This window comes from Streptomyces sp. NPDC006207 (genome assembly GCF_040613835.1).
In the GTDB taxonomy this organism is placed as follows: Bacteria; Actinomycetota; Actinomycetes; order Streptomycetales; family Streptomycetaceae; genus Actinacidiphila.
Genome location: NZ_JBEXSX010000084.1, coordinates 24,498 through 34,485 on the forward strand (window position 1 = coordinate 24,498; position 9,988 = coordinate 34,485).

The 9,988-nt window shown below is 73.2% G+C and carries 11 protein-coding genes and 1 pseudogene; 7 read left to right on the forward strand and 5 right to left on the reverse strand.

Annotated features, from left to right (window positions below; genetic code table 11):
• Positions 1 to 4: 4 nt before the first annotated feature.
• The gene (locus ABZ312_RS40395) at positions 5 to 1,909 is read right to left on the reverse strand and encodes an AAA family ATPase (protein ID WP_500324380.1); all 1,905 of its coding nucleotides are present in this window, start codon (positions 1,907 to 1,909) and stop codon (positions 5 to 7) included.
• 395 nt (positions 1,910 to 2,304) lie between these two features.
• Positions 2,305 to 2,925 carry a uridine kinase family protein gene (locus ABZ312_RS40400; RefSeq protein ID WP_500439861.1) on the reverse strand — a complete coding sequence of 207 codons (621 nt, stop codon included), beginning with the start codon at positions 2,923 to 2,925 and terminating at the stop codon, positions 2,305 to 2,307.
• A gap of 71 nt (positions 2,926 to 2,996) precedes the next feature.
• Between ABZ312_RS40400 and ABZ312_RS40405 the strand changes: the two genes are divergently transcribed.
• Positions 2,997 to 4,121 (forward strand): M24 family metallopeptidase, encoded by a 1,125-nt coding sequence (locus ABZ312_RS40405; protein ID WP_500359532.1) that lies wholly within the window; start codon positions 2,997 to 2,999, stop codon positions 4,119 to 4,121.
• A gap of 131 nt (positions 4,122 to 4,252) precedes the next feature.
• A complete protein-coding gene (locus ABZ312_RS40410) occupies positions 4,253 to 4,645 on the forward strand; it encodes an STAS domain-containing protein (RefSeq protein WP_500324377.1) in 393 nt (130 codons plus the stop codon).
• A gap of 2 nt (positions 4,646 to 4,647) precedes the next feature.
• Here ABZ312_RS40410 and ABZ312_RS40415 read toward each other — a convergent pair whose 3' ends face one another.
• Positions 4,648 to 5,664: a DUF3048 domain-containing protein gene (locus tag ABZ312_RS40415; protein ID WP_500324376.1), complete on the reverse strand. Its 1,017-nt coding sequence runs from the start codon at positions 5,662 to 5,664 to the stop codon at positions 4,648 to 4,650.
• Positions 5,665 to 5,749: 85 nt separating this feature from the next.
• Here ABZ312_RS40415 and ABZ312_RS40420 point away from each other — a divergent pair, with 85 nt between their 5' ends.
• The gene (locus ABZ312_RS40420; RefSeq protein WP_500324375.1) at positions 5,750 to 6,367 is read left to right on the forward strand and encodes a transglutaminase-like domain-containing protein; all 618 of its coding nucleotides are present in this window, start codon (positions 5,750 to 5,752) and stop codon (positions 6,365 to 6,367) included.
• Entirely contained in the window at positions 6,364 to 7,068 is a 705-nt protein-coding gene (locus ABZ312_RS40425) for a B3/B4 domain-containing protein (RefSeq protein ID WP_500439862.1), read from the forward strand. Before ABZ312_RS40420 ends, ABZ312_RS40425 begins: the two co-directional genes overlap by 4 nt.
• Before the next feature lie 13 nt (positions 7,069 to 7,081).
• On the opposite strand, the gene ABZ312_RS40430 is transcribed toward ABZ312_RS40425, so the two are convergent.
• Together ABZ312_RS40430 and ABZ312_RS40435 are read right to left on the reverse strand one after the other, a co-directional pair.
• The gene (locus ABZ312_RS40430) at positions 7,082 to 7,822 is read right to left on the reverse strand and encodes a lysophospholipid acyltransferase family protein (protein ID WP_500359529.1); all 741 of its coding nucleotides are present in this window, start codon (positions 7,820 to 7,822) and stop codon (positions 7,082 to 7,084) included.
• 139 nt (positions 7,823 to 7,961) lie between these two features.
• Complete coding sequence (locus ABZ312_RS40435; protein ID WP_500324372.1) at positions 7,962 to 8,378, reverse strand: DUF4395 domain-containing protein; 417 nt, start codon at positions 8,376 to 8,378, stop codon at positions 7,962 to 7,964.
• Positions 8,379 to 8,465: 87 nt separating this feature from the next.
• Here ABZ312_RS40435 and ABZ312_RS40440 point away from each other — a divergent pair, with 87 nt between their 5' ends.
• The 3 genes and pseudogenes from ABZ312_RS40440 to ABZ312_RS40450 form a co-directional block, all read left to right on the forward strand.
• A complete protein-coding gene (locus tag ABZ312_RS40440; RefSeq protein WP_499510722.1) occupies positions 8,466 to 8,879 on the forward strand; it encodes a TlpA family protein disulfide reductase in 414 nt (137 codons plus the stop codon).
• Between the two features lie 217 nt (positions 8,880 to 9,096).
• Positions 9,097 to 9,702, forward strand: a complete 606-nt coding sequence (locus ABZ312_RS40445; protein WP_500324371.1) for a flavin reductase family protein — start codon at positions 9,097 to 9,099, stop codon at positions 9,700 to 9,702.
• Positions 9,703 to 9,893: 191 nt separating this feature from the next.
• Positions 9,894 to 9,988, forward strand: a pseudogene (locus tag ABZ312_RS40450) (electron transfer flavoprotein subunit beta); the annotation flags it as partial.

Below are 9,988 nucleotides of genomic sequence, written 5' to 3' on the forward strand. Positions count from 1 at the left end.
TCGTTCACTCCAGCGGCTCGGGCGGCGTCAGCCCGGGCCCGCGGCCCGACAGCACCTCGCCGTAGGCCTGCATGAGGTCGGGCAGCCGCAGCGTGGACAGGTCGTCCCGGGACGGCTGTCCCACGTAGCCGGACAGCCGCAGGTCGCGGTAGGCGCAGCTCTTCTCGTACAGGGTGCGCAGGAAGCGGCCGTTGCCCAGTTCGTCGATCCAGCCCTGCTCGACGACGTGGCCGCTGATGGCGAGCAGCTCCTCCAGGGCCTCGCCGTCCCAGCGGTCCCCGTTGTCGGCGGCGAGGACCTCGCCGATGCTGGTCAGCTCGTGCGGCCGGTAACTGGGGAAGTCGACCCGGGTGGTGAAGCGCGAGCCGAGGCCGGGGTTGGCCGCGAGCAGGCGGTCCATGCCCTCGGGGTAGCCGGCCAGGATGACGACCAGACGGTCGCGGTTGTCCTCCGCGCGCTTGAGCAGGACCTGCAGCGCCTCGTCGCCGTAGGCGTCGCCCTTGCTGTAGCCGGAGTTGGACAGCGCGTACGCCTCGTCGACGAACAGCACCCCGCCGAGCGCGGAGTCGATCAGCTCGTTGGCCTTGACGGCGGTCTGACCCAGGAACTCGCCCACGAGATCCGCGCGTTGCGCCTCGACCAGATGGTCGCCGCCCAGCAGTCCGAGGGCGTAGAACACCCGGCCGAGGATGCGCGCCACCGTGGTCTTGCCGGTGCCGGACGGGCCCGAGAAGACGAAGTGCCGCTTGGGCGGCTGCACCGGCAGACCCTGTCCCGCCCGCAGCCGCGCCATCCGCAACTGTGCCGACAGCGCCCGCACTTGGCGCTTGACCGGCTCCAGGCCCACCATGCGGTCGAGTTCGGCCAGGGCCTGGGAGAGCAGCACCGGGTCCGGGGCCGCGACCGGGACCTGCGGCGGGACGGGGGAGACCGGCAGGATCGCCTTCTCCCGGATGTCGTCGTCGATCGGGCCGACCGCGCCCAGCGGGTCGTCCAGCACCGAGCCCGCTCCGAGGCCACCGGGCATGGCGGCCGCCCCCGCCCGGGCGTCGAGCGGATCGGGGTCGGGCGGCAGCGTGTCGGGCCCGGTCTGACCGTAGCCCTGCAGCGTGACCGGGGCCAGGTCGGCCGTCCCGTCGGTGAGGCCATCGGACTCGTCGATCGCGGCGAGCCGGGCCGCGGTGTCCATGAACGCCGGGTCGACCCGGTGCACCGCCCGGTACAGGGGGAGCGCGGCCGCCGTGCGGCCCGTGCCCTCGTACGCGCGGGCCAGCCAGTAGCGGAGTTCCTTGCGCTGCGGCTGTTCGCTGCGGCAGCGCATCAGGGCCGTCGCCAGCAGCGGCTCGGCCTGCCCGTACAGCTCCAGCCGGACCCGGGCCATGCCGCCGAACAGACCGGCCTCGATGCCCAGGACCTGGTCGCCGAGGAGCGGTTCGGTGTGGCGCACCAACTGGTCCCAGTCCTTGACCAGATAGGCCCGGCAGGCGTGCAGGAAACGGACGTGCGGATCGGTGTCGATCGGTGGGCACTCGGCCAGGGCCCGGTCCAGCTCCGCGATGTGGCGGCCGTCGAGCCAGTGGGAGGCGTGCGCCAGCAGCAGGTCGCGGCGGGTCTCCAGCACCGGCTGCACCCACCAGCCCAGCCAGTACCAGGAGTTCATGGAGCGGCGGTGCGCGCTGCGCTGCTCGCCGAAACGGTCGCGGTGCCGGTACATCTGCAGCAGCGCCGTGGAGGTGTCCGCCCGCAGCGCGTGCAGCCCGAGCCAGGCGTCCGCCATGCCGGGGTCGAGGCGGACCGCCACGCGGAACTCCTCCTCGGCCTGGGTGTAGGCGCCCATGGTGTAGGCGTCGACGGCCCGCACCCAGGCGAGGTCGGAGGGGGCGCCGGAATGCTCTGTGCCGAAGTCCATCAGGTCCCCACCAGCCCGTTCCCCCCGGTGCCGCCCGCCGTACGCCGCTCCAACCAGGTTACGCGAAGCGGGAGTTGGTGCCAGGTGAGCACCGCCTTCGCGGGGTGGCGCACCCGTTGGCATGGTACCCGTGCGGGCCTGGTGGGCCGTAGAGCGACGCGGGTGGTGACGGTGGGTGAGCGATCCGCCGCCGTACGGGGCCGGATCGCCGGCTGTAGGCAGAACGAAGCCCCCGGTCACGGGGGAACAACCGGGGGCTTCGCGCATGAGGTGCGATCGACGATGACCGCGCATTGAGAACGTAAGTCCTGTGCGGCTCCCGGGTCAAGCCACCTCGGGGCGTCGCTCCGGCGGTCGCGGGGCGGGTGCAGCGCACCGGCTGCACGCGGTCACGGTCAGTGACGGAGGGTGTTGGCGAGCGGGGTCTCCGTGTGCTGCTCCCGTACCTCGTAGCCGTCCGGACGCTGGTGGACCAGCAGGTCCGCGAACGGCCGGGAGGGGTCGGCGGCGAAGTGCGCGTCCTGCGCCCGCATCCAGCCAGCCCAGAACCCGGTCAGGGCGGGGCCGTCGCGGAGCTCGCCGCGCTCCCGTGCCGTGTCCCGGGAGACCTCCAGCCAGAGCAGGCTCGCCAGCCGGGGACGCAGCGCGCGGCGGCCCACGCCCACACCCTCCAGCAGGACCACGGGGGCCGCCGGCACCTCCAGGGTCGTCGCGAACCGCCGGGCCACCCAGTCGTACTTCGCGGGCCGGGCGGTGTCACCGCGGCGCAGCGGCTCCAGCACCTGCTCGCGCAGCCGCCCGGTCCACTCGAACAACTCCTCGTGCGTGGCCAGATCGTCGAGGTGGACGACGGGAGCACCGTCCAGTGCGGACGCCAGCGCGGCGGCGAAGGTCGTCTTGCCGGATCCGGCGTGCCCGTCCACGGCGACGAGCCGCACCGGCCCGCAGGACGGCGGAAGGGCGCGCAGCCGGGCGGCGAGCGCGCGGAGCGCCCCGGGGGTGGTCTGGTGGTCCATCGGCCCCAGCCTACGACCTGCGCCGACGCAAGGGACTGCGGTGGGTGCCAGGGGCGTCTACGGTAAGAGTCGTGACCGACTCTGCCGCATCCCTGTACCCCCCGGAGCGACTCGAACTCGCCCGCAAGGCCGCCGCCGACGCGGGACTCGACGCGCTGCTCGTCTCACCGGGCCCCGATCTGCGCTACCTCACCGGCTACCACGCCCACCTCACCGAGCGCCTGGTGTGCCTGGCGCTGCCGGTGCTCGGCGACCCCTTCCTCGTCGTGCCCCACCTGGAGAAGCCCGGTGCCGAGGCCTCCCCGCTGGGCGCGCTCGGCGTCGACGTCGTCGGCTGGGGCGAGACCGAGGACCCGTACGCCCTGGTCGCCGGCCGACTGCCGCGGGGGACCGCGCGGGTCGCCGTCGACAACCACATGTGGGCCGAGAAGGTGCTCGCCTTCCGCACGGCCCTCCCCGGCGCCGAGCAGAGCCTGGCCGGCGACGTGCTGCGCGAACTGCGGATGCGCAAGTCGCCGGCGGAGACCGAGGCGCTGCGCCGGGCCGCGGGCGCCATCGACCGGGTGCACCGCCGCATCGGGGAGTGGCTCAGGGCCGGGCGCACCGAGCGCGAGGTCGCCCGGGACGTCGCCGACGCCGTCATCGAGGCGGGGCACACCACCGTCGACTTCGTCATCATCGCCTCGGGCCCGAACGGCGCCAGCCCCCACCACGAGGTCTCCGACCGGGTGATCCGGGCCGGTGACCCGGTCGTCGTCGACATCGGCGGCACCACGCAGGAGGGCTACTGCTCCGACTCCACGCGCACCTACGCGGTCGGTGAACCGTCCGCCGAGTTCCGCGAGATGTACGAGGTGCTGCGGCGCGCGCAGCACGCCCAGACCGATGCCGTCCGCCCCGGCATCACCGCGGAGGAACTCGACGCGATCGGGCGGGACATCATCGCCGCGGCCGGCTACGGCGAGCACTTCATCCACCGCACCGGGCACGGCATCGGTCTGGAGACGCACGAGGAGCCGTACATCGTCGCGGGCAGCTCCCGTCTGCTGGAGCCGGGCATGGCCTTCTCCGTCGAACCCGGGATCTACCTCCCGGACCGTTTCGGCGCCCGCATCGAGGACATCGCCGTCTGCACGCCCGAGGGCGGGGAACGGCTCAACCAGACCTCCCGGGACCTGGTCGTCCTGTCTGTTTAGCCCGATGTGTTGACTCCCGGTACGGCAGGGGGGTATTCCGTACACGCGACCGTGTGCGCGGTGCGTTCGCCGCGCGCGGCGCACACGTCGTGTCAAGGGCCCAGCAGGAAGCGGCAGTCGGGGGGCCGGGCATGTTCGACGACGAGCGTGACTTCGGGGTGCGGCAGTGGACGGTCGGCGGCACGACCGTGGTGGAACTGACGGGGGAGCTCGACCTGTGCGCCGGCGTGCGGGCGGCCGCGCGTCTGGACGCGGTCACCGGCGGGCCGCGGCCCGACGTCGTGGTGGACCTGCGCGGAGTGAGCTTCATCGACTGCAGTGGTCTGTCGGTGCTCATCCGGGCGCGGAAGCGGACCCTCGACCGCGGTGGCCGGTTCGGCATCGTCGGCGACAGTCCCTGCGTGCTGCGGCTGTTGCGGCTCACCCGGACGATCCGGGTCTTCACCGTCCACGACGACCTGGCCTCCGCGCTGGCCGCGCCGGGCGCCCCCGATCCCCCCGCGGCGGACGGCGCCATAGCGTGAGCTCACCCGGGTAGCGGCGCCAGCACGATCCAGACCTGGCCGCGGGCGAAGCTCACCGGCTGCCCGTCGGGCGTGGTGAAGTGCGTGCCCCCGGCCGCGTCGGGCCGTGACCACCGGGCGTCGTACGCCTTGCCGTCGCGCAGCACCACCGCGCGCCCGGTGCCCACGGTCTCGCTGTACGGGGAGGTGTTCCCCCACCGGTCCTGGAAGCCGGAGGAACGGACCGTGACGTACTGCACGACCACCGTCGGCGCGCCCAGCCTGCCGCCGTCGGTGGTGGTGGCCGGGTCGCCGTCGAACGAGATCAGCCAGCGGTCGCCGTCGGCCGACCAGTGCAGGCCCACCGAGCCGTTCGGGTAGTGCACGGTGCGGTCGCGCTCGGGGGTGCCGCCGGGCGGTGCGGCACCGAAGCGGAAGCCTATGTCCCGGGCGGCCGAGGCGTCCGGGGCCGCGGCGAGCAGCCGCTCCGGAGTGGCGTACAGGTTGTGCGGGGCGGGGCGCGAGCCGTCGCGCACGTAGGCACCGGGGGCGTGGGCGGGGGAGACGTCGTGCACCGGCGCCGCCGCCACCACCGGCAGCAACCTGGACTGCGCCCCGGAGAAGGCGAGGGCGGGGCGGCCGAACTGGCGGAGCAGTTCCAGGTCCGACTCGCGGGCGCTGCGCACCGGGCCGACCCGTTCGGGCAGTTGGGAGGAGAAGACGGCGAGCAGACGGGTGAGACCGGACTCCACCTGCTCCACGTAGACGAGGTCGGCCCGGTCCAGCCCGGTGTGCGGGCGGGCGGGCCCGACGTTGTCGATCTTCACCGCGAGGACCGGGCCGCGGGTGCGTCCGGGCAGTCCGGTGAAGGGCGAGCGCGCGACCGCGGTGGTGGCGGGCACCGAACCCGTCGAGGAGGGGGAGGGCCCGCCGGGCGTCCGCTCGGGGCCGCCGCAGCCCCGGCTGACCAGGAAGACGGTGAAAACCGCCAGCACGACCAGGACCGCCGCTCTCGCGGGACGTCTGGGTGCTCGGGCCACGACGGCCACCCCCGTGCTGCATAGGTATGCTGCCTACGGAAAAGCAATTTGCCGAATCGCTGCGCGTATTCCTAGTATCCGCCACATGGAGCCGGTACCCCAGACGGCGGACGCGACCGCCTACCTCGCAGCGGACGAGGTGATCGACCACGGCCACCCGCTGGTCCGGGCGACCGCCGCCCGGCTGCGGGCGGAAGCCCCCGATCCGTATGACTATGCCGAAGCGGCCTACACCTTCGTTCGCGACGCCATCCCGCACTCCGCCGACTCCGGGGACCCGCGCGTCACCTGGCGCGCCTCCGACGTCCTGGAGCAGCGCACCGGCATCTGCCACGCCAAGGCCCACGCCCTGACCGCGCTGCTGCGCGCCGAGGGCATCCCCACGGGGCTGTGCTACCAGCGGCTCGCCGACGACGACGGCACCGGCGCCCTGATCCACGGGCTCATCGCCCTCAAGCTGCCCGGACACGACCGCTGGGCCCGGCAGGACCCGCGCGGCAACAAGCCCGGTGTCGACGCCCGGTTCTCCCTCCGGGAGGAACGGCTGGCCTGGGTGCCCCGCCCCGGACTCGGCGAACGCGACTACCCCGGTCTCCACGCCACCCCGCCGCCCGCCGTGCTCACCGCCCTGCGGCAGGCTGTCGACCGGCCGCATCTGTGGCGGCTGCTGCCCACCGACCTACCGGACCAAGAAGACCGATGACCTCACACACCCCCCTGACCCTGACCGTCGACCCCGCCGTGCGCGCCCTGGCCCCGGGGTTCGCCCACCTCGCCGTCGAGGCCCGCGGCCTGGTCAACGGGCCGAGCGACGATGCGAGCGCGGCCCTCCTCGACGACGCGGCCCGCCGCCTGACCGAGCGCCTCGGCGGCCGCGCCCCGCACGAGGATCCCCACATGGCCGCCTGGCGCGCGGCGTACACCGCCTTCGGCGCCAAGCCCTCGCGCACCCGCAACTCCGCGGAGGCGCTGGCCAAACGCGCCCCCGCCGAAGGCGGGCTGCCCCGCATCAACCGGCTGGTGGACCTCTACAACGCGATCAGCGTCGCCCACCTCGTGCCCGTCGGCGGTGAGGACACCGACCACATCCACGGCGGCATGACCCTCGTACGGGCGACCGGCGACGAGAAGTTCGAGACCGTGGCCGGCGGTGAGCCCGCCGTCGAGCACCCCGAGCCCGGCGAGGTCGTCTGGCGCGACGGGACCGGCGTCACCTGCCGCCGCTGGAACTGGCGGCAGGGGATCCGTACCCGGCTGACCGAGGAGTCGGTCAACGCGCTCTTCCTCCTGGAGCGGATGGATCCGATGCCGATGGCCGACCTGCGGGCCGCCGGTGAGGAACTCGCCGCTCACCTGCGGAGGTTCAACCCCGGCGCGGAGGTCACCGTGCACGAGCCGGTCTGACCCCCGCGCCCGGTCACTCCGCCTTCGCGCCGCGCTCCCGGGCGGCGACGTCCTCCGGCGTGGGGGCGCTGCCGCCCAGGTGCGCGGGCAGCCACCAGTGGTCGTCCGGGCCCGACGGGCGCCCGGTGTACACGCGCTGCGCGTCCTCCAGCAGCTCCTGGACGCGCAGCCGCAGCCGCCGGGTCAGCGCGCCCGGCTTCTCGTCCGCGTGGGGCGTCATCTGCTCGCCCACCCGGATGGTGATGGGGAAGCCGTTGCGGCCCAGCTGGCGCGGCTGGTCCTTGGTCCACAGCCGCTGCGTGCCCCACAGGGCGACCGGCAGCAGGGGCACGCCCGCCTCCATCGCCAGGCGCGCGGCACCGGACTTGAAGGACTTCAGGGTGAAGGACTGGGAGATGGTCGCCTCGGGGAAGACCCCGATGATCTCGCCCGAGCGCAGCGCCGTCAGCGCGTGCTTGTACGCGTGCATGCCCTCGGAGCGGTCCACCGGGATGTGCTTCATGGCCCGCATCAGCGGACCCGACACCTTGTGCCGGAAAACCGACTCCTTCGCCATGAAACGCACCAGCCGCTTCGCCGGGAGCGCTGTCAGCCCCGCGAACACGAAGTCGAGGTACCCGATGTGGTTGCTCACGAGCAAAGCGCCGCCCTTGCGCGGCACATGTTCGGTGCCGGCGATGTCGAAGCGCAGTCCCTGCACCTTGAACATGGTGCGGGCGAAGCCGATGACGGGCGGGTAGACGAGTTCGGCCATGTGTGGGGCCCCTTCTTCGTAGGGGGTGGCCCCCGGCGGAAGTTACGCGGCCGTAGGTTTGGGCCGCCGGCTGATCGTGCCCCGTAAACGGGTGCCGTGTCATCCCGCGTGCCCGCCGTGTGGCGAGATTCTCGTCACGTCACCCGGTCGTACGACGCACCAGCAGGTACATCTCGCATCCGAGGCAGTAGCCGAACACCGCGTTGAGGAAGGCCGCCGCGAGCGCGCAGGCCGTCGCCGCCAGGCCCAGCCAGGCGAGCCCCGTGGCGTAGCCGGCGAGCCCGACGACCGCGAACGCCAGTCCGACCGCCTGCGCGAAGCGCGGCGGCGCCGGGTCCTCGGTCTCGGTCGGCGGCCCCAGCCGGGGCCGTACCGCCACCCGGTACAGCAGGCCGTACGGTGAGTTCTGGACACCCGCGGCGGCGCCCACCGCGAACACCAGCGCCTGGACGGCCAGCAGCCAGGCACTTCCGGTGACGAGGACGGCGGCCAGGACGACACTGGTCACGCTTGCGCCGAAGCGCGGTCCACGGGCATCAATGGCGTGAGGGCTCATACCGGCCATGATTCCGGAACGGACGCCGTCCGGACCCCCGGGAATCATGGCGGTCGTGTGAACGCTGCAACGGCAGGGAGGGGCGAAATGACGGGACTGGTGGTGTGCGTCGCCGTGCTCGTGGCGGCGGGGATCTTCGGCATCCTCCACAAGCGCAGGGACGGAAGGGTACGGGTGCGGGACAAGGACGCGGCACAACAGCTGACGGCGGGTGAGATCGGCGCGGAACTCGGAGAGCGGGCCACGCTCCTCCAGTTCTCCACCGCCTTCTGCGCGCCCTGCCGGGCCACCCGCCGCACTCTCGGCGAGGTGGCCGGCATGGTCGACGGCGTGCGGCACGTGGAGATCGACGCCGAGGCCCACCTCGACCTGGTGCGCCGGCTGGGCGTCGTCAGGACGCCGACCGTCCTGGTCCTCGACGCCCGCGGCACCGTGGTGCGGCGCGCGTCGGGCGCGCCGCGCAAGGCCGACGTCATCGCGGCGCTCGGCGCGGCGGTGTGACACCCGCGCGCGGTGTCATGACCCCGGTCCCACCCGCCGGGGCGCCCTTGACGCGGCGCCGGTCTGATCGTCAGTCTGACGTTATGTCGCGAGACCTCCTTCTGTACTCCCGCTTCGACGTCGACCTCGGTCGGCACGCGAGCGCCCGCTGTCACGGCCGTTGAGTGCCCAGGACTCCGCACCCCTCCGGCTCGACAGCACGACGAAGGACAACTCCATGACCGCCTCTCCCGACCTCGGCACGCCGGCCGCGACCTCCCTGGGCGCGGTGCCCACCTCGATCCCCGCGCCTGCCCCGGTCCCCCTGGCCCCGCCGCCCGCCGTGACCGGCGCCTTCGACCCGACTGAATTCGACCCGACCGCTTTCCGTGCCGTGTTCCGCCGTCACGCCGCCGGGGTCGCGGTCATCACCGCGGCCGGCACCCGTCCCGCGGGCTTCACGGCCACCTCCCTCACCTCCGTGTCCGCCGAGCCGCCCCTGCTGTCCTTCGGGATCAGCACCGCCGGCTCCGCGTGGCGCACCGTCGCGGAAGCCACCCACGTGGGCGTCCACATCCTCGGCGAGCACCAGGAGGAGGTGGCCGCCACCTTCGCCCGCAGCGGTGCCGATCGCTTCGCGCCGCCCACCGCGTGGGGACCCGGCCCGTATGGAGTACCGCTCCTGGAGGATGTCCAGGCCTGGCTGGTCGCCCGTGTGGTGGCGCGCATACCCGCCGGTGACCACCGCATCGTCGTCGCCCAGGCCGTGGCGGGCGCCCCCGAGGGCGAAGCGGCCCGCCCGCTGCTCTACCACCACGGGCGTTACAACGCGCTGCGCCACTGAGTCCCTCCATCAGGCCCGGGTCGGCAAGGTCACAGTCCACCGCCCTTGCCTGCCGGGGGACCGACGGCTGTACTGGCGAGTAATATTTCTGCCGGAGCGCCGTGCGTCCCAACGGGGAGCCGCCGTCGAAGGCGCCTATGCTGCCTTCACAAGGGCAGTTGACGTACCCATGCAGCAGTAGGAGTGCAGGCGTGAGCTTGAGGATCGTTGTCGCAGTGAAGTACGTGCCTGATGCCACGGGTGATCGTCACTTCGCGGGGGATCTGACCACGGATCGGGATGCGGT